The sequence below is a fragment of the Isoalcanivorax indicus genome (genome assembly GCF_003259185.1).
GTDB classification, from domain to species: domain Bacteria; phylum Pseudomonadota; class Gammaproteobacteria; order Pseudomonadales; family Alcanivoracaceae; genus Isoalcanivorax; species Isoalcanivorax indicus.
The window spans coordinates 36,726-60,289 of sequence record NZ_QGMP01000004.1 but is presented as its reverse complement, the minus strand read 5'-3'; the positions used below and the strand labels follow the sequence as shown (position 1 = coordinate 60,289).

The following is a 23,564-nucleotide window of genomic DNA, read 5'->3' as shown; positions in this document are numbered from 1 at the left end:
GAGATGCCGCCGCGCCCCCCGAGCGGCCCACAGGATGTGCCTCCCGGCCCGGCGGAGACGCCCCCGCCGGGCCGTCCCGGGCGCCTGATGGCCTCGACCCTGGTGGTCAGCAGCATGACCCTGCTGTCGCGCGTGCTCGGCCTGGCCCGGGACGTGATCCTGGCGCGCGTGTTCGGCGTTTCTGCGGGTACCGACGCCTTCTTCGTCGCCTTCCGCATTCCCAACTTCCTGCGCCGCCTGTTCGCCGAGGGTGCCTTCAATCAGGCCTTTGTGCCGGTGCTCAGCGAATACAAGAGCAAGGGCGCCCCCGAGGCCGTGCGCCTGCTGGTCAATCGGGTGGCGGGCACCCTGGGTTCGGTGCTCATACTGGTCACGGTCATCGGGGTGGTCGGCGCCCCGGTGCTGATCACCGTGTTTGCTCCGGGGTTCGGGGATGACCCCTACAAGCGCGCCCTGGCCGTGGAAATGCTGAGGCTGACCTTCCCGTACCTGTTCTTTATCGCCCTGACCGCCTTTGCGGGCAGCATCCTCAACACCTGGGGCCGCTTTGCCGTACCCGCCTTTACCCCGGTGCTGCTGAATATCAGCCTCATTGGCGCCGCCTTGTTCGCCACCCCCCTGTTTGTGGAAGAGCGCATGGCCGTGGCCCTCGCCTGGGGTGTGCTGGCCGCCGGCATGGCGCAGCTGTTGTTCCAGTTGCCGTTCCTGGCGCGCATCGGCCTGATGCCGCGCCCCCAGGTGCGCTTCGGCGACCCCGGCGTGAAAAAGATCATGGCCCTGATGGCGCCCGCCCTGTTCGGCGTCTCCGTCAGCCAGATCAACCTGCTGCTCGACACCGTGCTCGCCTCCCTGCTGGAAACCGGCAGCGTCACCTGGCTCTACTATTCCGATCGCCTTGTCGAGCTGCCCCTGGGTATCTTCGCCATCGCCATCGGCACCGTGATCCTGCCAAGCCTGTCGAAGACCCATGTCACGGCGTCCCCGGCGGAATTTTCCCGTACCCTCGACTGGGGCGTGCGCCTGGTGATCCTCGTCGGTCTGCCCGCCGCCCTGGCCCTGTCCGTGATCAGCGAGCCTCTTCTGGCCGCCCTGTTCCTGTATGGCGACTTCACCCTGTTCGATGTGGAGCAGTCCGCCGCATCCCTGCGCGCCTACGCCTTCGGCGTGGTCGCCTTCATGCTGATCAAGATCCTGGCCCCCGGCTTCTTCGCCCGCCAGGACACCCGCACTCCGGTCAAGATCGGCATCATCGCCATGGTCGCCAACATGGTCTTCAACCTGATCCTCGTCTGGCACCTGCGCCACGTCGGCCTGGCCCTGGCCACGGCCCTGTCTGCCTGGCTCAACGCCCTGCTGCTCTGGCGCGGCCTCAGCCTGGCAGGTTTCTATACCCCGACCCCGGGCTGGGGGCGCCAACTCACCCGCATCGGTCTGGCTGGCCTGGCCATGGCCCTGGGCGTCCATTATCTTGCCGCCAGCACCAGCCTCTGGTTCGAGGCCACGGCCTGGACCCGCGCCGCCGCCTTGCTGGGTGTGGTGGTGGCCGGCATGCTGATTTATACCCTCGCGCTGCTGCTTCTGGGCATGAGGCCTCGTCACCTGCGCCGCTGACCCCTATAATCCGGCCTTTCGCATGAACCTTGACGCGAAGGATGAGGCGGCCCGACAGGGCATCCCGGAACTGTGTGAGGCATGGATGCCGAACGCAAGCCCCCATGGACGGGTTCACGGCGGGTTCCGGGATGCCCTGTCGGGCCGCCTCGTCCGCCACCCGACCAGGACCAAGCCACCGGCATGCATCTGATTCGCGGCACACATAACCTCCACCGGGCCCAGTACGGCTGCGTGGCCACCATCGGCAACTTCGATGGCGTGCACCTTGGCCACCGCAAGATACTGGACCGCGTGCGTGAGCAGGCTCGCGCCCTGGGCGTGGCCAGCACCGTGATGCTGTTCGAGCCGCAGCCGCAGGAGTTCTTTGCACCCGAGCAGGCCCCTGCGCGCCTCATGTCCCTGCGCGACAAGCTGCGCACCCTGGCCCACCTCGGCGTCGATCAGGTCTTCTGCGCCCGTTTCGACAACGCCTTCCGCTGCCAGAGTGCTGAAGACTTTGTGCGTAACCTGCTGGTGGATGGCCTCGGCGTGCGCCATCTGGTGATTGGTGATGATTTCCGCTTCGGCAGCGGACGCGAAGGTGATTTTGCTTATTTGCAGCAGGCCGGCCGCCGCCACGGTTTTAGCGTGGAAGACACGCCCACCTGCGAAGCCGCCGGAGCGCGTGTGTCCAGCACCCGGGTGCGTGACGCCCTGGCGCGTGGCGACCTGGCGGAAACCGAAGCCCTGCTGGGGCGACCCTATGGCATCAGCGGCCGCGTGCACCACGGTGACCATATTGGCCGTACCCTGGGTGTGCCCACCGCCAACTTGCCGCTGCGCCGCCTGCGCGTGCCGATCACCGGCGTGTTTGCCGTCACGGTGAACGGCGCCGGGCTGACAGATCATGCCGCAGTCGCCAATATGGGCAGTCGACCCAGCGTCAACGGCCGCGACTGGCGCCTGGAAGTGCACCTGCTGGATTATCAGGGCGACCTGTATGGCCGCCACCTGGAGGTCGCCCTGCGGCATCATCTGCGGCCGGAAAAGAAGTTCGACGGGCTGGATGCCCTGCGTGACGCCATCCACAACGATATCGACAACGCCAGACACTGGTTTGCGAGAGAAGGCACTACCCTATGACCGACTACAAGTCGACGCTGAACCTGCCAGACACCCCCTTCCCGATGAAAGCCGGGCTGGCCCAGCGTGAACCGGAACAACTGGCCCGCTGGGCGCAGGATGACCTTTATGCGGCCATCCGCGCGCGCTTTGCCGGCAAGCCGAAATACATCCTGCACGATGGCCCTCCGTACGCCAACGGCAGCATTCATATCGGTCATTCGGTCAACAAGATTCTCAAGGACATCATTATCAAGTCGCGCACGCTGAGCGGCTTTGATGCCCCCTATGTGCCGGGTTGGGACTGCCATGGCCTGCCCATCGAGCACAAGGTGGAGCAGAAAGTCGGCAAGCCCGGGCACAAGGTGGATGCCGCGACGTTCCGCGCAGAGTGCCGCAAATATGCCGCCAGTCAGGTGGACGGCCAGCGCGAGGATTTCAAACGCCTGGGCGTGTTCGGTGACTGGGATCGTCCCTACCTGACCATGGATTACGCCTTCGAGGCGAACATTATCCGTGCGTTGGGGCGTATCGTGGATAACGGCCATTTGCAAAAAGGCTTCAAGCCGGTGCACTGGTGTCTGGATTGCGGTTCCGCGCTGGCGGAAGCGGAAGTGGAATATCAGGACAAGCAGTCCTTCTCCATTGATGTTGCCTTTCCTGTTGTCGACGCCGCCGATTTTGCCGCACGTACCGGCGTCACGGCTGACCAGGTGGCGGTGGCGATCTGGACCACCACGCCCTGGACCCTGCCGGCCAACAAGGCGGTGGCCGTGCATCCGGAGCTGGATTACGTCGTACTGAGCGGCGCCGGTCGGGCATTGGTCGTGGCGTCTGAACTGGCCGACACCGTGGCGGCGCGCGCCGGCATGGAGGCGCCTGCGCGTTCAGCCATCTTCAAAGGGGCGGCGCTCGAAAGCCTGCTGTTGCAGCACCCGTTCCTGGGCACGCAGGTGCCGGTGATTCTGGGTGATCACGTCACCACCGATGCCGGTACCGGTTGCGTGCACACCGCGCCCGGCCACGGTCAGGATGACTTTATTGTCGGCCAGCGCTATGGCCTGGACACCGACAGCCCCTTGCTGGACAACGGAGTGTTTGCACAAGGCGCGCCCGTGGTAGGCGGCCTGCATGTGACCAAGGCGAACGAGCCGGTGCTGGATGCCCTGCGCGAAGCCGGTCATCTGGTGGCGGATGAAAAAATCACCCACAGCTATCCGCATTGCTGGCGCCACAAGACGCCGCTGATCTTCCGTGCCACGGCGCAGTGGTTTGTGAGCATGGATCAGGCGGGCCTGCATGCGCGCGCCAACGAGGCGGTCAACCAGGTGACCTGGCTGCCGGATTGGGGCAAGGCACGTATCGAAGGCATGCTGCGTGATCGCCCGGACTGGTGCATCTCGCGCCAGCGCACCTGGGGCGTGCCCATTGCCCTGTTCGTGGACCGCGAAACCAGCACGCCGCACCCGGAAACATTGCGGCTGATTGAAGCCGTGGCGAAGAAAGTCGAAGTGGCCGGTATCGACGCCTGGTTCGAACTGGATGCCGAGGCTTTCCTGGCGGAACAGGGGTTGGGCGCCGACGCCAGTCGCTACCAGAAAGTCACCGACACGCTGGATGTGTGGTTCGATTCCGGCGTGACACATTTCTGTGTGCTGGATCAGAACCCGGCCCTGTCGCAGCCCGCTGATCTGTATCTGGAAGGCTCCGATCAGCACCGCGGCTGGTTCCAGTCCTCGCTGCTGACCAGCCTGGCGATCCGCAACACGCCGCCCTACAAGACCGTGCTGACCCACGGTTTTACCGTGGACGAAGACGGCCGCAAGATGTCCAAGTCGCTGGGCAATGTGATCGCGCCGCAGGAAGTGACGTCGACCCTCGGCGCCGACATCCTGCGTCTGTGGGTAGCGGCCACCGACTATCGCGGCGAGATGAGTGTGTCGCACAATATTCTCAAGCAGATGGGCGATGCCTACCGCCGCATCCGTAATACGGCGCGTTTCCTGCTGGCCAACCTGAACGGCTTTGATCCGGCCACCAATGCGCTGGCACCGGACGACATGCTGGCGCTGGACCGCTGGGTCGTGCACCGTGCGGCGGCCTTGCAGGACGAGATTCGCGGCCTGTACGACAGCTTCCAGTTCCATCAGGTGTATCAGCGCATCCATCATTTCTGTGCTGTGGATCTGGGCGGTTTTTATCTGGATATCATCAAGGACCGCCAGTACACCACGCAGACCGATTCGCGCGCCCGACGTTCCTGCCAGACGGCGCTGTATCACATCGCCGAAGCGCTGGCGCGCTGGATGGCGCCGATTCTCAGCTTTACCGCCGAGGAAATCTGGCAGCACCTGCCCGGTGAGCGGGACGCATCCGTATTCCTGGTGGAGTGGTACGACGGCCTGTTCCGTCTGCCCGCCGAGGCGAGCATGGACGCGACCTTCTGGCAGCAGGTGCAACTGGCCAAGCAGGCGGTGAACAAGGCCATCGAAGACGCCCGGAACCAGAAGGTGGTGCGCGCCAATCTGGCCGCTGACGCTGTGCTGTATGCCGATGAGAAGGTGCAGGCGCTGCTGGCGTGTCTGGGTGATGAGCTGCGCTTCGTGACGATTACCTCCACCGCCACGCTGAAACCGCTGTCCGAAGCGCCTGCCGATCTGGCGGACTCGCTGATGCCCGGGTTGAAGGTGGCCATTACGGCTTCACCGCACACCAAGTGTGCGCGCTGCTGGCACCACCGCGAGGACGTGGGCAGCCATCCGGAGCACCCCGAGATCTGCGGCCGCTGTGTGGACAATATCGAAGGGCAGGGCGAGGTGCGTCACTATGCCTGAGGCAAACAACTGGCTGGGCCCGGTGTCCTGGCGTCGCCTTCACTGGTTGTGGATCACGCTGGTGGTGCTGGTGCTGGACCTGTGGACGAAAGGCTGGGCCGATGCCGCGCTGACCCTGTATCAGCCGGTGGAGATCTTGCCGTTCTTCAATCTGACGCTGGCCTACAACGAAGGCGCGGCCTTCAGTTTTCTGGCCGGTGCGGGCGGCTGGCAGCGCTGGTTCTTCAGCATCATTGCGGTGATCGCCAGTGTGGTGATTCTGGTCTGGCTGCTGCGCGGCCGTGACGGCCCCGTGGTGGCCCTGGCCCTGGCCCTGATCCTGGGGGGCGCGCTGGGCAACCTGTGGGATCGCATCGTGCACGGCCATGTGGTGGACTTTCTCGATTTCCACTGGGCAGGCTGGCATTTTCCGGCGTTCAACGTGGCCGACATGGGGATTTCCGTGGGCGCCGCGCTGATCATTCTGGACATGTTTATGGCAGGCAGACGTTCCCATGACTGATCATCTCAAGGCCGGCCCGCAAAAGCGCATCACCCTGCATTTTGCGGTGCGCCTGATGGACGGCACCGAGCTGGACACGACCTTTGGCGGTGAGCCCGCCAGCTTCGTCTGGGGTGACGAGTCGCTACTGCCTGGCTTCGAGCGCGCGTTGCTCGGGCTCAAGGCGGGCGACCGTCGCAGCGTTTTTCTGGCCGCCGAGGACGGGTTTGGTGACTACAACCCGGACAATGTGCAGCATTTTCGGGTCGACAGCTTTCCGGAGGGCAGCGACCTGTCCCCGGGCGTGGTCATGAACTTTGCCGACGCCGCCCGCGCCGAACTGCCCGGCGTCATCACCACCGTGGACGATGACTGGGTCACCGTGGACTTCAATCACCCGCTGGCGGGGCGTGAACTGACCTTCGAAGTGGAGATCATCGACGTCGCCCATCACGCGCCCGAGCAGCCCGTGACCCTGCGCTGATGGCCGCCGTGCCCTCCGGCGCGGTACACTATCGGCTCGTCTCACTTTCGACTCGTCACACCTCGGGCATAGCGAACAGGACCCCGGCATGCACATCCGACTCGCCAACCCTCGCGGCTTCTGCGCTGGCGTAGATCGCGCGATTGATATCGTCAACCGTGCCCTTGAGGTCTACGGTCCACCGGTCTATGTGCGCCATGAAGTGGTCCACAATCGCTTTGTGGTGGATGACCTGCGCAACCGGGGCGCTGTGTTTGTCGAGGAGCTCGACGAGGTGCCCGAAGACGCTATCGTGATCTTCTCCGCCCATGGCGTTGCCCGCGCCGTGCAGGATGAGGCCGGGCGCCGCGAGCTGCGGGTATTTGATGCCACCTGCCCGCTGGTCACCAAGGTGCACAAAGAGGTCATCCAGTACGCCCGCGAGGGCCGCGAGAGCATCCTCATCGGCCACGCCGGGCACCCCGAGGTGGAAGGCACCATGGGGCAATACGACACCTCCCACGGCGGCGCCATCTACCTGGTCGAAGACGAAGCCGATGTGGCGGCCCTCCAGGTGCGCCACCCGGACAAGCTGGCGTTCGTGACCCAGACCACCTTGTCTGTGGACGATACCGCCCGCATCATCGAGGCGCTGCGTGCCCGCTTCCCCGATATCCATGGCCCGCGCCGCGAGGATATCTGCTACGCCACCACCAACCGCCAGGACGCTGTGCGCCAGCTGGCGCTGGAAACCCAGCTGGTGCTGGTGGTCGGCAGCCCCAACAGCTCCAACTCCAACCGCCTGCGCGAGCTTGCCGAGCGCTGCGGCACCCCGGCCCACCTGATCGACGGCCCCGAGCAGATCGACCCCGCCTGGCTGGCCGGCAAGGCCTCCGTCGGCGTCACCGCCGGCGCCAGCGCCCCGGAAACCCTGGTGCGGCAGGTGGTGGCTCGCCTGAACGAACTGGGGGGTAACACCCCGGAAGAGGTGCCCGGGCGTGAAGAGACCATCCGCTTTGCGATGCCGAAAGGGCTGCGCTGAGGACTGCCCGGGGTGGTCCACATTCCCTTGTTCTGAGAACCGCATCAAGGCGCGGGCCCCGCTTGTCGGCGATTGTCCCCGCTTGATCTGCTGACGCTTACGCTTGCTGATTCCAGGGGGTACAAAGGCATCATGAGAAAAATAGCTGGTTTTACCCTGATTGAGCTCATGATTACGCTGGTTTTGCTGTCCATCGTGATGGCCATCGGCATACCGAGCCTTGGGCAGATGATAAGAAACAACCAGATGACCACCCAGAGCAACAATGTGCTGGGGGCGCTGCAGCTTGCCCGTAGTGAGGCATTGCGCCGTGGCCAGCCTGTGGTTGCCTGTGGCTCCAGCGATGGCCTGGCCTGCGATGGCCAATGGGGGCAAGGCTGGATCGTCTACGCCAATCCCGGTGCGACCAATACGGGGCCTGGCGGTGCCAACGAAGTGATCCGGGTCGAATATGGCAGCGCGGATATCAACGCCGCTGGCGGGCTGGTGCGCTTCACGGGCCAGGGCGAGCGTCATAACAATAGCGCCGAGCAGATTACACTTTCGCGAGCAGCCTGTGGTCCCGAGCAGCGTCGGATGATCTTTGTGCGCGCCGGTGGGCGAGTTTATGTGGAGAGTCGGCCATGCTGAGAACCCGCGCGAAGCAACGTGGCTTCAGTCTTATGGAAGTGCTGGTGGCGCTGCTGATCCTGTCGATCGGTCTGCTCGGGCTGGCGGGACTGCAGACGCGTGGCATTCAGATGAACCACAGTGCGCATCTGGCCAGTCAGGCCAACTATCTGGGGTATGACATTCTCGACCGCATGCGGGCCAATCGGGAGGCCGCCCTGGCGGGTAACTACAATCGTCGGCTTAATGACGGTCCTCCGGCCGGTGACTCCATCGCAGCGCAAGACGTACGCGAGTGGTTGCTGGTGATTCTTGGCGATGAAGAACGCGCAGGACTGCTGCCCCAGGAGGGTAATGGAACAGGCGCTGCAATCAACGTCGATAATGACGGCCGTACCACGGTGACGATCTCGTGGCTTGATGCTCGCTGGACTGAGGACGAAGACGAGCGTATTCGAACCATAATAATCCAGAGTCAGCTATGAAGATGCGAAGCGTGAAAAGCCGTAAGGCGCAGGGCGGCGTCGGGATAGTGGAAATCATGGTGGCGCTGGTGGTGGGCGCCCTGCTGATCGCCGGACTATCCCAGGTCTATACCAGTGGACGCATGGCCTATGTTCTGCAGGATGACATGTCTCGCCTGCAGGAGAATGGCCGCTTCGCGTTTCAGGTGCTCAGTCGTGAAGCGAGAGTCGCTGGCTATTTCGGTTGTCGCCGGAATATAGATATCACTAACGTATTGCGATCCAGTAATCAGGTCGAGAACTTCCTGTTCAACTTCAATGAGCCTGTGCAGGGGTTTGAAGCGGCTGGGGCAGGCTGGACGCCAGCCTTGCCGAATGGTGTGGCCGGGCTTAATCCCTCGCCCGGCAGCGATATCCTTGTATTGCGCAGTGCCGCATCCAGCCAGATCAGTGTAGTCGCACCCTTCCGTATCGGTCCGTCGCAAAATTCCGCCAATACCCAGGTCAGCGCGCCGCATGATCTGCGGCCGGATGACATCGTTCTCATATCAGATTGCAACACGGCAACGGTTTTCCAGATCACCAATACGCAGGGCAACAATGTGGTGGTGCACAACAGCGGCGGTAGTGCTTCGCCGGGTAACAGTACCACCAATCTCGGGGCCTTCGATGACGGTTCGAATGTGTCCCGGGTGACCTCCACGATCTTCTATATCGCTCCTGGTACGGGGGGGCGGCCAGCGCTGTTCAGGCGCTCCAACATCAGGCCAGCAGAAGAACTGGCCGATGGCGTAGAGCGTATGACAGTAAGGTACGGCGTGGATCGCAATGGCGACGGCATAGTAGACGAATACGCGCGTGCCAGCAGAGTCCAGAATCAGGGCTGGTGGGGTAATGTGGCCAGTGTGCGTATTTCGCTGCTGCTGAGTGGCGCACGGGACAATCTCATTGACGAACCGCAGGTTCTGCGCTTTGACGAAGATCTGATAGAGCCTGGCGACCGGCGCTTGCGGCATGTGATGACGACAACGGTTTCCCTGAGGAACAGGACGCGATGATCATGAGACATGAGCCCCTGAAACAGTCATCTGGCAGACGCGAAAATCAGTCGGGTGCGGCGCTGGTCATGAGTCTGGTGCTGCTGCTTATCCTGACGCTCATTGGTATCGCGGCTCTTCGTAATACGGCAATGCAGGAGCGCATGGCTGGGTCGTTGCAAGACCAGAATCTTGCATTTCAGTCGGCTGAAGCTGCGTTGCGTGAAGGCGAGGCCGCTCTGGATGTGGCGGTTCTGCCGGAATTCAACGGCGCAAATGGCTGGCACGCCTGGACCAGCACCAGCAAGCCGCGGTGGGAGCAGTCGCCCTCGGAAACGGGGCGAGGCGGCGCGATCAACTACAGCGGTGAATATGAAGGCGTGGTGGCGCCACAATTCTTTATAGAGCAGCTGCCCGCGGTGGTGGTTGAGGAAACGCCGGGCGGTTCGCGAGCCCTGGGCGGAGGCGAAGCGCTTGAAGAGATCGATATCTATCGGGTTACGGCCCGTGGTTTCGGCAGAAACCCGGGGACCGTTGTCATCCTGCAGAGCGTCTATCGACGCTGAATGCCGGACAGGAGAAAGATAATGAAACGCTTGACGTTGTTTGGATGGGTGCTGTTGGCATGCGTGATGTCTGCGCGTCCCGTATATGCGGTTTCTCTTTCCCAGGTGCCGCTCTTTGTGTCATCGGGGGTTGAGCCCAATGTGATGTTTATTCTCGACGATTCGGGGTCAATGCGCTGGGCGTATATGCCCGATGAGCTTGCGAGTGCTCCGAATTTCGGCTCCACTGGTGGTTGTGGGTGGGGGTGCAGCAGCGGAACTTACGCTGGTTTTTCCTCTATGTCCTACCGGCATCTGACCAATCAAAATTATCTTGCATCCAGTCATGTCAATCAGCAGTACTATAATCCTGATATTACTTATGCCCCCCCTCCCAGAGGGGATGGGACCTACTTCCCGAACTCGAATTTCAATGATGCATGGGTGGATGGCTACGCGCAGAGCGGCTCAAAAATTAATTTGGCGACAAATTATCGAGCTATTATTAATGACGCAGCAGGTACAGGTATTGCTCGATTTACCATTAGTCACAATGCGGCTGCGGGCCAGGCTTTCTATTTCAGGTTTGTTGATTCAGCACAATGCAGGACCAATCCGTATCCGGACTCTTGTCACCAGAGGGTTAATGTCACGGAAGCCGAAAGGCAAAATTTCGCCAACTGGTTTTCTTTCTATAGAACACGTCTGATGTCGTCGAAAGCGGGTATCGCTTTTGCGTTTGATCAGCAGCCGGATGCCATGCGTCTCGGGTATGGGGCGATCAATGCCAGCTCGTCCACTGTGGACGGTACTGCTACGCAGACGATTATTCGTGGGGTTCGCCCTTTCAGAGACGATCCTGGGGCGGGATTGAACTACAGATCCCAGTTCTTCGACTGGCTTCATGGCGCGACCGCGAGTGGTGGGACTCCATTGCGCAGGGCGCTGGATGATGCGGGTAAATATTATCAGCGCACAGGTGACAGGGGGCCGTGGAGCACAACCCCTGGCTTTGCTGGCGGGGATAGCTTTGAATGCCGCCAGAGTTACACGGTATTGATGACTGATGGATACTGGAATGGCGATGCTGCTGGGCAAGCGACCGGTAATGTCGACGGGAATGAGGGTCCTGTGCATCGGGCCCCTGATGGCAGGAGCTATCAGTATCGGCCGGGGCCGCCGTTCCAGGATGCTCATGCTGATACTCTGGCTGACGTCGCCATGTATTACTGGAAGAATGATCTGCAGCCGGATATGGCTAACCGTGTTCCATACACCAGCTTCAACCCTGCCTTTTGGCAGCATATGGTGACATATGGCGTCGGGTTGGGCGTGTCTGGAACCATCGACCCGGCGACTGCATGGGAGGCTTTCGAAAATCGAACAGCGATTGCTTGGCCGAACCCCCATTCCACAACAGATCCTCGCTTCAAGCTGGATGACTTGTTGCATGCGGCCATTAATAGCCGGGGCGGTTTTTTCAGTGCGCAGGACCCTGATACCTTCTCCAGGGAGTTGTCAGGGGTGTTGCGGAGTATTATTGATCGTGGCAACTCATCCTCCGCAGCCATCGCCACCAACTCGACGCGCCTTGATGGCGAAAGCTATGTCTACCAGGCCCGTTTCAATAGCGGCGACTGGAGCGGTGATCTGGTGGCTTTCCGCATAAACCGTGATGGCTCTGTGTCAAACAATCCAAGATGGAGCGCGGCGCAGAATCTGGATCAACGTACGGTTGAGCAGCGCAGAGTATGGACGCTTAACTCGGAGACCGGTGAGCAAGTGCGCTTCGACTGGAATCAGATATCAGCAGCCCAGCGTACGGCCCTCGGTGGCGATGGCCAGGGTCAGAAAGTGCTCTCTTACGTGTTGGGTTACCACGGTGATGAGCTTCGGAATGGCGGCACTTTCCGGAATCGGGAATCCCGGCTGGCGGATATCGTGAACTCCGATCCCGCTTACACCGGCCGTGAGACTTTTGGTTATCAGGCGATATCTGGAGCGGAGGGTACGTCATACCCTGAGTTTGTTTTCAACAAGCGGCAGCGAGACCCCATGATCTATGTCGGCTCGAATGGCGGCATGTTGCATGGCCTGGATGCCAATACCGGCGTTGAGCGGTTTGCTTATGTTCCCTCCTTCCTTATCTCCGAGCTGCCGCGGTTGACGGACCCTGAGTATACCCATCGTTATTTCGTGGATGGCTCTCCCACAGTAACGGACGCCTATATAGATGGTGAATGGCGTACGGTGCTGGTTGGTACGCCGGGTGTGGGTGGTCGTGGCATGTTCGCGCTGGATGTTTCTGATCCGGATAATCCCAGTGTGCTTTGGGAGGTCGGGCCAGGGCATCCTGCCTACCAGCATATGGGTGAAGGTATGGATGAAGTCTCGCTGGTGCGCACGGTGGTGGGCACCGGTGGCAACCGCGAGAGCCGTTGGGTGGTAGTCGCTGGTAACGGTTACAACAGCCCCACGCATCAGTCTGCCTTGATTATTCTTGATGCGGAGACCGGCGCGCTGGAGGCATCGCTGCCGACAGGCGAAGGAAGCATTACGGCGCGTAATGGTATGGCCCCTGTGGTGGCGGTGTCCTCGACCGATGATATCCGCACCGCTGACACCATCTATGGTGGTGATCTGTACGGTAATCTCTGGAAGTTTACGCAGAATAACCAGGGGAATTGGCGAATAGACAGTAACCGGCCGGTGTTTCGTGCAGTGCGTAACGGCACGCGCCAGCCCATTACGGCAAAACCTGAAGTGGGCATGAATGAAAACGGCGACATGATGATCTTCATCGGAACCGGCAAATATCTGGAGTCGGTGGACACTGAAACGTCAGGTGGTATCCAATCGCTGTATGGCATTATTGATAACGCGAACAACACCATTACGCGCGCAGATCTCCGTCAGCAGACCATCCAGCTCGAGACAGAAGTGGATGGGCAGGGCGTACGTATCGTGAGTGACCACGAGATGGTCAATCACCGGGGCTGGTATGTTGATCTCAGCACGGTCTCTCATGAGCGATCTGTTGTCCGGCCGTTGCTGCGCGGTGACCTCATTTTGTTCGTTACATTGATACCCTCCTCTGATCCCTGCTCTACAGGTGGGACAAGCTGGCTGATGGTGCTGGATGTGGAGAACGGCGGTCGTGTGGACGGCGGCGCGATTGATCTGGATGGTGATGGCGTCATTGATCTCCAGGACTATGTTCAGGGCCTTCCGATCAGTGGTATGCGAGAGGACAACATCATGACCCGGTTGACCCCGCAGACGGGCCAGGGCGGGACGGATACGATTATCGGGAGTGACTCCTCAGGCGGCATGCCGCAATATAATATCCGCGGCATTGATGATGATCTCGGCAGGCAGTCCTGGCGTCAGGTGAGGTAGATATGGGTATGTCCGAAGTGGGCCTGAATTGGGAGAGAGCCATGCCGCAGAAGGGGTTTACACTGCTGGAACTTATGGTGGTCGTGGCGATTGTCGGTGTTCTTGCGGCCATCGCCTATCCCGCTTATCAGGCCCAGACGGAGCGCGGCCGCGTATCCGAAGGCCGGGCGGCGATGGTCGAGGCGGCGGCGTCCATGGAACGGTGTTATACCGCCACCGGGACCTATGTCGGATGTAATCCCCGGCCCGACAGTTCAGCCACCGGCTTCTACAACATCGTTGCGGCCAACCGGACAGCGTCCAACTATCAGTTGCAAGCGGTGCGACAGCGTGCCACGGGTGCAAACAAGTGCGGTACCTTGCTCTTGAACGCGGCCGGGCAGCGAGACGCGCAAGGCAATAGTCAGTCCGTTGACGAGTGCTGGCGATGATAGCGGGTCACTGACAAACCCTGTCTGGCGAGGCTGACATAACCTGTTCGTTCTCGCCGCTGACGTTTTTGGCACCACTCTGTTCTGATCCGGTATTCACCGGTCGTTACGGAGTGGGGCATGGATATCCCTTCCTGTTCAGGCAAGACCTTTCTTGAACTGCTCATTGTATTGGCGCTTGTTTCCGTGCTGTGGGGTGTCGCATCGGCTCCAATGGGCAGGCTCATGAGTGCCCAGCAGGTGCAGACACATCAGCATCTGCTGCATGCCCATCTGAATCTGGCGCGTCATGGGGCGGTAACCAGCGGTTACGCCGTGGTGGTTTGCCCACGAACCGGGAATGCTTGTGCGGCGGGTTCAGGTGACTGGTCAGAGGGCTGGCTGGTCTTTGAGGACTTCGCGAACGAAAACCAGTGCGACGTCGACCCCGAACGTGGCGTGTGTACCGCGCATGGCGGGCGAGTGCTGGCGGTCGCTGAGCCAGTCCGGCAGGTCCAGGTTGTCAGTAACCGGAATGTCGCTCGCCGCGTGCGTTTCAATACGATGGGCATGAGCTATGGCTATACCGGTCGCTTCAGTATCTGTGACCGGCGTGCTCTGGCATCGCCACGGGGGTTGGTGGTTGCGCAAAGCGGTCGTGTCAGGCGTGCCTCGGCATCTGAACTACTGCCTTGTACACGCTGACGTGCCTCTCGTTACGGGGGGCGGTATCATGCTCTCCCTCGTGCAAGATTGCAGGTCTGGAAGATGGCTGATGTGGCTGTGGTAGGCGCCGGCATAATCGGGCAATTGACCGCTCTGGCGCTTTCGGACCGTGGGCTGACGGTGATCCAGATCGACGCTGGCCCTGCTTGCCCGCCGGCGTCCTGGGCGGGGGGCGGCATACTGTCTGCTCTGTTTCCCTGGCGTTACCCTGATGCGTTGAGTGCGCTGACAGGCGATGCGTTTGAGCGTTACCGAGCTTTGTCGGAACGCATTATCGCGATGGGCGGGCCTGATCCCGAGGTATTTCGCAGTGGCATGCATGTTCATGCAGGCGCAGAACGTGTCCGGGCGCTGGAATGGGCCGAGCGGCGCGGCGTCTCTGCCAGAGAGGTCGCGGCCGTCGAGACGCCGCTGCAACGTGGCGGGGTAGTGGCGTTTCCCGACGTGGGCAGTGTCCGCAATCCTCGATTACTCAAGGGGCTTGCGAGACTGCTTTCCCGTGAAGGGATTGAGCCTTGCCGGGCTGTGGTCCGCCAGTTGGCAAAAGAGGGAAACGGTTGGCGCATCGAGACGGATGGCGGATTACGACACGCGGAGCGAGTGGTGATTGCAGCGGGGGCATGGAGCGCCCCGCTGGTGGCTCATTTGGGAGTCTCCCTGCCGCTCATGCCTGTTCAGGGAGAAATGCTGCTTTTCCCCCCGGTGGTGCCGGCGCCTCGGCAGATTTTGCTGGCGGCTGAGGGGTACGTAATCCCCAGAGCAGATGGGCATATGCTGGTAGGCTCAACGTTGCGTCCCGGCAGTGACGACCAGCGTCCGACGGCGGTGGCGTGTAAACAGCTGCATGTCGCTGCGGCGTCTTTGTGGCCTCCTCTTCAAGGCATCGAACCCGTAGCGCAGTGGGCAGGTGTGCGGCCGGGCAGTCATCGCACATGGCCCTGGCTTGGTGAGTTGCCGGGGGCGCCTGGGGTGTTTCTGGCTGCAGGTCACTACCGCAACGGTCTGGTCAGCGCCCCGGCCAGTGCAGAATTGCTGGCGAATCTCATATGCGGGGAAAAACCCTTTATCGACCCCACCCCTTATTCTGTTTCGTCGTCATCACTGTCGCCGCCCTGATCCAGCCCCAGCTTCTTCAGTCGGTAGCGTAGCGAACGGAACGTCATGCCCAGCTTTTTCGCCGCTGCGGTCCGGTTCCACAGCGTCGCATCCAGCGCGCGCAGTATTTCGCGTTTCTCGATTTCCTGCAGGTAGTCTTCCAGGGGCTGGTTTGCGGGGCGGGCCCGTTCTGTGCTGGAGGAAGGGGTTGCGATGCTCCCGTCGTCACCGCTTTCCAGGATATCCCGCAGTTGCAGATGCCGTGCTTCGATCACTGCGCCGTCGGCCAGCGTCAGCGCGCGCTCCAGAATGTTTTCCAGTTCCCGTACGTTCCCCGGGAAGGGGTACTGGGACAGTGCCTCGCGCGCCTCGCGTGCCAATGTCGGCATATCGATCTGCCACTGCTGGCACAGACGTTGAAGGATATGCTCCACGAGCACGGAAATATCTTCACGGCGCTCTCGCAGTGGCGGTACGTGGGCTTCGATGACGTTCAGGCGATAATAAAGATCCTGTCGGAACCGCCCTTGCACGACCTGTTCTGCCAGATCCTTGTGCGTGGCACACAGAATGCGCAGGTTTACCTGAAACTCGCGCGGTTCCCCCACGGGGCGCACGCTTTTCTCCTGAATGGCGCGCAGCAGCTTGACCTGCATGTGCAGCGGCAGGTCGGCCACTTCATCCAGAAACAGGGTGCCGCCATCAGCCTCCCGGAATAGCCCCTTGCGGTCTTCGAAGGCACCGGTAAAGCTGCCCTTGCGGTGACCGAAGAACTCGCTTTCCATCAATTCCGAGGGAATGGCGCCGCAGTTCACGGCAATAAAGGGCTTCTCCCGGCGCGGGCCGAGAATATGAATCAGGCGCGCGACACGTTCCTTGCCGGAGCCGGATTCGCCGCTGATGTAGATGGGCGCCTGGCTGCGAGCCAGTTTGGTGATCTGCTGGCGCAACTGCTCCATGGCGGGGGCATGGCCCACCAGTTGATCGGACACCGGGGTTTCCGGAGCTCGGTCACGAATGCCGAGGCCGTCATCCACCAGTTGCCGCAAGCGGTCCAGCGACACGGGTTTGGCAATGAAGTCGAACGCGCCTTCCTTCATCGCCAGGGTGGCGGTTTCCATATTGCCGTAGGCGGTAATCATGGCCACGGGCAGGTCGGGATACTGCTGGTTGATCAGTCTGACCAGCTCGATACCGTCGCCGTCCGGCAGGTTCATGTCGGTCAGACACAGATCAAAGGTGCTCTTCTCCAGCGCGGCACGTGCCTCGCCGACGGAGCCCACGGCCAGTGCGTCGAGTTTCATGCGCCCAAGGGTGATGACCAGCAGTTCGCGCAGATCTGCTTCGTCGTCAATCACCAGAATACGTCGTTTTTCTGTCATTTACTGGAATACCCGATCCGGATGCGCAAAGGTTATCACGAAGCTGGCGCCCGGCTGCGCTGGCTCGTGGTCAAGGCGTGCCTGATTGTTTTCGCACAGTTCACGGCACAGAAACAAGCCGAGTCCTGTTCCATCACGTGAAGTCGTGAAGAACGGCTCAAAAAGATTGTTCCGGGCCTCGTCCGAGACCCCGGGGCCATGGTCGCGTATCCGCAGCCAGGGCAGCCCGCTCTGGGGGTGGCGACCGGCGCTGACATCAATGGGGCCACTGCCGCCGTGGCGCAGCGCGTTGGTCAGCAGATTATCCACCACCTGATCGAGTTGCCGGGCATCGAAGCGAACCCGGGGCAGGTCGCTGGGAATATCGATGCGCAGTTGTGCGGGATCATTGCCGCTCTCTCGCCATCGATTGGCGCAGCCCTCCACGACGTCATCCAGGGCGAGGCGCTCCACCTGGCCGCTTTGCCGGCGAGACAGCCCCAGGATGTCGGTGATGATGTTGTTTACCCGGGTGACATGCTTCTGGATGATGCCCAGCAACTTGCGATCCTCGTCCTGCTGGATACCTTCTTCCAGTAGCTGGGCGGCATGGTTGATGGCGCTGAGCGGGTTGCGGATTTCATGGGCAATGGTGGCGGACATGCGGCCCAGCGACGCCAGCTTCAGTTGTTGCACTTCCTGCATCAGGCGGGCGCGGTCTTCCAGAAAGACAATGTTGTAGTCAGGGCCTTCCGCGTTACCGCCGTCCAGCGGGGCAAAGCGGGCGTCCAGGTCCGGGCGCTCATGACTGCCCGGCAAGGGTGGCAGTGTCTGGTGCGGCGCCGTCTGCCAGTCGCGAAAATGTGAGGCCAGAGCGTCCGGCAGGGGGGCGCCGTGGCGTGCAGCAGGAAAGAACTCCTGCGCGGAGCGATTGCACAACTCCACCGTCAGGGTGTCACTGAATACCAGGATGCCCGTGCGCATCCGCTCCACCACCTGATGGTTCAGGGACTGCAGGCGACGGATGGCCTCGTGCTGGGTGCGTGCCAGCTGTTCACTGCGCGCCAGCCGCTGGGCCACCTGGTGGGTGATCAGCGCCACGGCGAAGAACGCCAGCCCCAGCGTCCCCGCCTCAGTCACCTGAAACGGATTGCTGGCACCGGCGTCCAGTGCGAAGTAGACCTGCTCGAACATCACCGCAAAAGTGGCCAGCGCGGCCGTCAGCAGGCCCAGTCGCCCGGGCAGGATGATGCTGGCGGCGGCGACGGTGACCAGCAGCAGCACGGTCAGGCTGCTTTCGATGCCGCCGCTGGCATGAATCATCAGTGTCAGGATGACGATATCGCTGATGACCGGAATCACAGGGGTCAGCCGGCGCCCCCGGTACAGCGGCGCCTTCATCACCAGCGACATGATGGTCAGCGCCACATAGGCCGCAGCGGTGTACAGGAACAGCGTGGGGCTGTGCTGGCCCACCAGCGGTGGTTCTGCCGCCATGTACAGCGTCAGCAGCAGCAGCGCCAGCAGCACCCGGTAGCCGGTGTACACGCGGATCGGGGTCCATAGCTGGGTGTCCTCGACCGAGCGTGTGCCTTCAATCACCGTGCTGCTCCAGCCAGGCTTCGCGATGCGCCTGGCAGCAGAAATGGACATCCTTGTGCGGCAGGGCCAGATGCTCCGGCACATGCACGCCGCAGTGGGCGCAGCGCAGCATGCGCTGGGTGTCCGGAGGCGCAGCGGTGCGGCCGCGCGCGGTGATGCTCTTGATCAGGCGCCAGACCACGTAAATCAGCAGCGCCAGTACCAGTACTCGTATCAATCCCATCTCGGCTTCCTGTGCCAGGGTTGTTATGCGGGGCCAGTTCGACAGGCCCTAGATTCCACGGAACGGGCGCGCATCGCAAGTGCGACATGGCTGCCAGTGCCGCCGACGGCACTTGGCGGTACAATCCCGGGCACACACAGCAATGGCCATGCACAGAGGACGATGTCATGCGCGTAGTAATTGCCCAGCGGAACATGCTGGTGGGGGACATAGAAGGCAATGCCGAGCGCATCCTGGCCGCCGCGGACGAAGCGCGCCGCCTGCTGGGTGCCGAACTGGTGGTGTTCCCTGAACTTGCCCTGACCGGCTACCCGCCGGAGGACCTGTTGCTGCGGCCAAGCCTGAATACGCGCATCAATGATGCGCTGGCACAGATCGGTGCGGCCACGCAGGTACCGCTGGTGCTCGGCTATCCGGGGGTGCGCAATGGCGTGCGCTACAACGTGGCCGGGTTGGTCCTGCCCGGTGAGTCGAAGCCCGCCACGGAATACTTCAAGCAGTGCCTGCCCAACTATCGTGTGTTTGATGAGAAGCGGTATTTCCAGAGCGGCGAGCAGGCTGGCGTTTTCGAGCTGGGCGGTATCCGTTATGCGCTCTCCGTGTGCGAGGACATCTGGCACCCCCGGCCAGCTGCTGCGGCCCGTGAGGCGGGCGCCGAGATCGTGCTCAATATCAATGCTTCGCCCTTCCGCGCAGACAAGCATGTGGAGCGTCTTTTTCAGGTCAGTGAGCGCGCCCGGGATACGGGCATGCCGGTGCTTTACTGCAACCTGGTGGGCGGGCAGGACGAACTGGTGTTCGACGGTGGCTCCTTTGCGGTGGCGGCCGACGGGCAGCGGGTGGTGCAGGGCGGTTTTTTTGCTGAGGCGCTGGTGCCCGTGGACGTGCGTCGTGAAGACGAGGGCCTGGTGCTGGAGGGCGAACAGCTGCCGGAGCCGGATGAAGAAGAGCGCATCTATCGTGCCCTGGTGCTGGCGGTGCGTGATTACGTGGACAAGAACGGTTTTCGCGGCGCGCTGCTGGGGCTTTCCGGCGGCATTGATTCCGCCCTGACGCTGGCCCTCGCCGTGGACGCGCTGGGTGCTGATCGGGTGGAGGCGGTGATGATGCCGTTTCACTACACCTCTGACATGAGCCGCGAAGACGCTGCCGAACAGGCCCGCACTCTGGGCGTGGGCTACCGGGTGCTGCCCATCGAAGGCATGTACGACCAGTTCATGACGGTGCTGGCGGACAGCTTTGCCGGCCGTGACGCCGACACCACCGAGGAGAACCTGCAGGCACGCATTCGCGGCGTGCTGCTGATGGCACTGTCCAACAAGCTTGGCTACGTGGTGCTGCCGACCGGCAACAAGAGCGAAATGGCCGTGGGCTACTGCACCCTGTACGGCGATATGGTGGGCGGCTTCAGCGTGCTCAAGGATGTGTCCAAGACCTGGGTTTACCGGCTGGCAGAGTACCGCAACCGCAAGGCCGGGCAGGACATCATTCCGCGCCGGGTCATCGAGCGGCCACCTTCGGCCGAACTGGCGCCGGGGCAGGTGGACCAGGACAGCCTGCCGGACTACGACGTGCTCGATCAGATTCTGGAGCTGTATGTGGAGCAGGATCGCAGCGCAGAGGCGACCATCCGCGCCGGTTACAACCGTGAGGATGTCTATCGCGTGGTGCGCATGGTGGACAGGAATGAATACAAGCGCCGTCAGGCGGCGGTGGGCCCGCGCGTCACGCGGCGGGCCTTCGGCAAGGATCGCCGCTACCCGATCACCAATGGCTGGCGACCGGGCGACTGATCAGAGCAGGTCGAAAGTAATCAGGCTGAGCCAGGTGCGCTCGTCACGGGGCCACCAGCTCAGCTCCACTCGGCCACGGCTGTTGACGAACTCGTTGTCCGGCCAGTTGTGGTTCAGCACCGCCAGGCTGCGCTCGGACAGCTCCTGCTCGCCCAGCGACCGATAGGCGCGGCTCATGATCGCCAGCGCTTCCGGCACCGAGGGGGTTTCCTGGAAGTGGATGACCACCTGCTGGGCCCGGTTCACCGCCGCCACATGGGCGCCACGGCGGGCATAGTAGCGCGCCACATGGAGCTCGTAGGCGGCCAGCTGATTGCGGATATAGACCATGCGCGCCCGCGCATCCGGCGCGTACTCGCTGTCCGGGTAACGGTTCACCAGCTCATGGAAATCGCGGAAGGCGTCGCGCCAGGAGCTCAGATCCCGGGCAGCGCGGTCGGTGCGCATCAGCCGGTCGAACAGGCCGCGCTCCATGTTGTAGTTGGCCAGCCCCTTCATGTAGATCACATAGTCCAGGTGCTCATTGGCCGGGAAGTTACGCATGAAACGCGTGGCCGTGGCCACGGCCGCCGGGTAGTCCAGCGCCCGGTACTGGCTGTAGATCAGGTCCAGCTGCGCCTGCTCGGCAAAGTCACCGTAGGGGAAACGGGCTTCCAGTTCGCGCAGCTCATCGATAGCGCTGAGGAAGTTGTTGCGGTCCAGTTGGGTGCGCACGGTCTGGTACAGTTCGGCTTCGGTGCGCTCGGGGCGCTCCCGGGGCTTGTTCGAGCAGCCGGTAACAAACAGGGCAGCGATAAGCAGAAAAACGGTATAGATGCGCATGACAACCTGACTTTGACGTTACAATGGCGAAAACCCCGGAACGTGTTCCGGTAGCGGCGTCATTTAAGCACGCACAGCCAGACACGGCCAGCCGACGCCCACGTGAAACCCGATCAAGAGATCCAGCCTTATGGGACAGCAGGTCAACGATAAGATTCAGCTCAGCGCCCAGGCCACGCCCGAGCACGCCGGGCAGCGCCTGGACCAGGTGGCCGCCGACCTGTTTGACCGCTTCTCACGCTCGCGTCTGCAGCAGTGGATCAAGGGCGGCGCCTTGACGGTGAACGGCCATACTGCCCGGCCCAAGGACAAGTTGATCGGTAGCGAAACCCTCACCATCGACGCTGAACTGGAAGCCGAGGTGGAAGACGCGGCGCAGCCCATCGAACTGCCGGTGGTGTATCAGGACGACGACCTGCTGGTGATCAACAAGCCCGCCGGACTGGTGGTGCACCCTGCTGCCGGGCATCAGGACGGCACCCTGCTGAACGGGCTGCTGCACCACGATCCGGGCCTGAACAGCCTGCCGCGCGCCGGTATCGTGCACCGCCTGGACCGTGACACCACCGGCCTCATGGTGGTCGCCCGCACCCTTGAGGCGCACACCTCGCTGGTGGCCCAGCTGCAGGACAAGTCGCTCTATCGCGAATACGAAGCCGTGACCGTGGGCGTGATGACCAGCGGTGGCGTGGTGGATGCCCCCATCGGCCGGCATCCGCAGGACCGCAAGCGCCAGGCAGTGATCGACACGGGCAAGCATGCCGTAACCCATTACCGCGTCATCCAGCGCTTTCGCGGCAATACCCATGTGCGAGTGCAACTGGAAACCGGGCGTACCCACCAGATCCGGGTGCATATGGCGCATATTCGCTACCCGCTGGTGGGCGACAGCGCCTATGGCGGGCGCTTGAAACTGCCGGCCGGCGCCAGCCCGGCGCTGCGTGAGGCCCTGCAGGGCTTCCGGCGTCAGGCCCTGCATGCCCGCAAACTGGGCCTGGTGCATCCCACGTCCGGGGAATACATGGAATTCGAATCGCCCCTGCCGGACGACTTCACGGCGCTGCTGGCGCACCTGCACGCGGATCTGGCGGACAGCACGGCATGATGCCGCCCAGGGACGTGCCGCAACTGCCGACCCTGGCAGACTGGATGACCCCGGACTGGCAGCCGCATCCGCGCGTACGTGCCTGCGTGACCACCCGTTTCGGCACCCTTTCGCCGCCGCCCTGGCACGGCTTCAATCTGGGCCTGAACTGCGGCGACGACGCTGAGCGGGTGCAGCAGGCCCGTCGCCATGTGCAGCGCCTGCTCGACACCCCGCACCCGCCCACCTGGCTGCGCCAGGTGCACGGCACCCGGATGGTCCGTGCTGGTGACCAGGAGGCCGAAGCCGACGGCGTCTGGACGGACCAGAGCGGCTTTCCCTGCGCGGTGCTCACGGCGGATTGCCTGCCGGTGTTGCTGGCGCGCACCGACGGCAGCGCGGTGGCGGCCGTGCATGCGGGCTGGCGGGGTCTGCAACAGGGCATAATCGAAGACGCCGTGCGGCGCCTGGCCCCCGGCGGCGAGCCGGTCTCCGGCTGGCTTGGCCCGGCCATTTCCCAGCCCTGCTATCAGGTGGGGCAGGATGTCTACGACACCTTTACCCGCCACGATCCCGAGGCGGCTGCCGGGTTTCGCGCCGATGCCCAACCGGACCACTGGCGCCTGAGTCTGGTGCAACTGGCCTGGCAACGCCTCGATCGTGTGGGCGTGACTGATGTGCAGGGCGGTGAGTATTGCACCGCCTCAGACCCGGCCCGCTTCTATTCCTTCCGCTACGAGGGCCAGACTGGCCGCTTCGCCTCCCTGATCTGGCTGGCTTGATCTGGCGCAAGGTCTGCCATGTTGCGCCGGCCTATGCTTGAAAAATCACCACCGCGACCGCATTACCGCGTCAACTG

Annotated in this window: 21 protein-coding genes; 17 read left to right on the top strand and 4 right to left on the bottom strand. The window is 62.4% G+C overall.

Annotation, left to right across the window (positions count from 1 at the left end):
• Window positions 1–3: 3 nt before the first annotated feature.
• From murJ to DKW65_RS14675, 14 genes are all read left to right on the top strand, one after another.
• Window positions 4–1,611, top strand: a complete 1,608-nt coding sequence (gene murJ / locus DKW65_RS14740; protein WP_111658295.1) for a murein biosynthesis integral membrane protein MurJ — start codon at window positions 4–6, stop codon at window positions 1,609–1,611.
• A 183-nt stretch (window positions 1,612–1,794) separates the two neighbouring features.
• Window positions 1,795–2,736, top strand: coding sequence for a bifunctional riboflavin kinase/FAD synthetase (gene ribF / locus DKW65_RS14735; RefSeq protein ID WP_111658195.1), 942 nt, complete (start codon window positions 1,795–1,797; stop codon window positions 2,734–2,736).
• On the top strand, window positions 2,733–5,549 hold the full coding sequence (ileS, locus tag DKW65_RS14730; protein ID WP_111658194.1) for an isoleucine--tRNA ligase: 2,817 nt from the start codon (window positions 2,733–2,735) through the stop codon (window positions 5,547–5,549). The genes ribF and ileS overlap by 4 nt, the downstream gene beginning before the upstream one ends.
• The gene (gene lspA / locus DKW65_RS14725) at window positions 5,542–6,051 is read left to right on the top strand and encodes a signal peptidase II (protein WP_111658193.1); all 510 of its coding nucleotides are present in this window, start codon (window positions 5,542–5,544) and stop codon (window positions 6,049–6,051) included. Before ileS ends, lspA begins: the two co-directional genes overlap by 8 nt.
• Complete coding sequence (locus DKW65_RS14720) at window positions 6,044–6,514, top strand: FKBP-type peptidyl-prolyl cis-trans isomerase (RefSeq protein WP_111658192.1); 471 nt, start codon at window positions 6,044–6,046, stop codon at window positions 6,512–6,514. Before lspA ends, DKW65_RS14720 begins: the two co-directional genes overlap by 8 nt.
• A gap of 88 nt (window positions 6,515–6,602) precedes the next feature.
• Window positions 6,603–7,535: a 4-hydroxy-3-methylbut-2-enyl diphosphate reductase gene (gene ispH, locus DKW65_RS14715; protein ID WP_111658191.1), complete on the top strand. Its 933-nt coding sequence runs from the start codon at window positions 6,603–6,605 to the stop codon at window positions 7,533–7,535.
• Between the two features lie 132 nt (window positions 7,536–7,667).
• Window positions 7,668–8,165, top strand: a complete 498-nt coding sequence (locus DKW65_RS14710) for a GspH/FimT family pseudopilin (RefSeq protein WP_111658190.1) — start codon at window positions 7,668–7,670, stop codon at window positions 8,163–8,165.
• Entirely contained in the window at window positions 8,159–8,629 is a 471-nt protein-coding gene (gene pilV / locus DKW65_RS14705) for a type IV pilus modification protein PilV (protein ID WP_111658189.1), read from the top strand. Before DKW65_RS14710 ends, pilV begins: the two co-directional genes overlap by 7 nt.
• Before the next feature lie 11 nt (window positions 8,630–8,640).
• On the top strand, window positions 8,641–9,666 hold the full coding sequence (locus DKW65_RS14700) for a PilW family protein (protein WP_162925902.1): 1,026 nt from the start codon (window positions 8,641–8,643) through the stop codon (window positions 9,664–9,666).
• Between the two features lie 2 nt (window positions 9,667–9,668).
• On the top strand, window positions 9,669–10,211 hold the full coding sequence (locus DKW65_RS14695; protein WP_162925901.1) for a pilus assembly PilX family protein: 543 nt from the start codon (window positions 9,669–9,671) through the stop codon (window positions 10,209–10,211).
• Window positions 10,212–10,232: 21 nt separating this feature from the next.
• The gene (locus tag DKW65_RS14690) at window positions 10,233–13,589 is read left to right on the top strand and encodes a pilus assembly protein (RefSeq protein ID WP_162925900.1); all 3,357 of its coding nucleotides are present in this window, start codon (window positions 10,233–10,235) and stop codon (window positions 13,587–13,589) included.
• A 2-nt stretch (window positions 13,590–13,591) separates the two neighbouring features.
• Window positions 13,592–14,020 carry a type IV pilin protein gene (locus tag DKW65_RS16130; protein ID WP_111658185.1) on the top strand — a complete coding sequence of 143 codons (429 nt, stop codon included), beginning with the start codon at window positions 13,592–13,594 and terminating at the stop codon, window positions 14,018–14,020.
• Between the two features lie 120 nt (window positions 14,021–14,140).
• On the top strand, window positions 14,141–14,704 hold the full coding sequence (locus DKW65_RS14680; RefSeq protein WP_111658184.1) for a GspH/FimT family pseudopilin: 564 nt from the start codon (window positions 14,141–14,143) through the stop codon (window positions 14,702–14,704).
• A gap of 63 nt (window positions 14,705–14,767) precedes the next feature.
• The gene (locus DKW65_RS14675) at window positions 14,768–15,841 is read left to right on the top strand and encodes an NAD(P)/FAD-dependent oxidoreductase (protein WP_111658183.1); all 1,074 of its coding nucleotides are present in this window, start codon (window positions 14,768–14,770) and stop codon (window positions 15,839–15,841) included.
• Here DKW65_RS14675 and DKW65_RS14670 read toward each other — a convergent pair.
• The 3 genes from DKW65_RS14670 to DKW65_RS15975 are packed head-to-tail and all read right to left on the bottom strand — an operon-like array spanning window position 15,805 to window position 19,006.
• Window positions 15,805–17,202 (bottom strand): sigma-54-dependent transcriptional regulator, encoded by a 1,398-nt coding sequence (locus DKW65_RS14670; protein ID WP_111658182.1) that lies wholly within the window; start codon window positions 17,200–17,202, stop codon window positions 15,805–15,807. The genes DKW65_RS14675 and DKW65_RS14670 overlap by 37 nt on opposite strands.
• A complete protein-coding gene (locus tag DKW65_RS14665) occupies window positions 17,203–18,783 on the bottom strand; it encodes a two-component system sensor histidine kinase NtrB (protein WP_245932530.1) in 1,581 nt (526 codons plus the stop codon).
• Window positions 18,776–19,006 carry a PP0621 family protein gene (locus DKW65_RS15975; RefSeq protein ID WP_162925899.1) on the bottom strand — a complete coding sequence of 77 codons (231 nt, stop codon included), beginning with the start codon at window positions 19,004–19,006 and terminating at the stop codon, window positions 18,776–18,778. The genes DKW65_RS14665 and DKW65_RS15975 overlap by 8 nt, the downstream gene beginning before the upstream one ends.
• A gap of 167 nt (window positions 19,007–19,173) precedes the next feature.
• Here DKW65_RS15975 and DKW65_RS14660 point away from each other — a divergent pair, with 167 nt between their 5' ends.
• Window positions 19,174–20,799: an NAD+ synthase gene (locus tag DKW65_RS14660; RefSeq protein WP_111658180.1), complete on the top strand. Its 1,626-nt coding sequence runs from the start codon at window positions 19,174–19,176 to the stop codon at window positions 20,797–20,799.
• Here DKW65_RS14660 and DKW65_RS14655 read toward each other — a convergent pair whose 3' ends face one another.
• On the bottom strand, window positions 20,800–21,621 hold the full coding sequence (locus DKW65_RS14655; RefSeq protein WP_111658179.1) for an outer membrane protein assembly factor BamD: 822 nt from the start codon (window positions 21,619–21,621) through the stop codon (window positions 20,800–20,802).
• Window positions 21,622–21,751: 130 nt separating this feature from the next.
• On the opposite strand from DKW65_RS14655, the gene rluD reads away from it, so the two are divergent.
• Both rluD and pgeF read left to right on the top strand, forming a co-directional pair.
• Entirely contained in the window at window positions 21,752–22,726 is a 975-nt protein-coding gene (rluD, locus tag DKW65_RS14650) for a 23S rRNA pseudouridine(1911/1915/1917) synthase RluD (protein ID WP_111658178.1), read from the top strand.
• A complete protein-coding gene (gene pgeF, locus DKW65_RS14645; protein WP_245932529.1) occupies window positions 22,723–23,487 on the top strand; it encodes a peptidoglycan editing factor PgeF in 765 nt (254 codons plus the stop codon). The genes rluD and pgeF overlap by 4 nt, the downstream gene beginning before the upstream one ends.
• The last annotated feature ends 77 nt before the right edge of the window (window positions 23,488–23,564 follow it).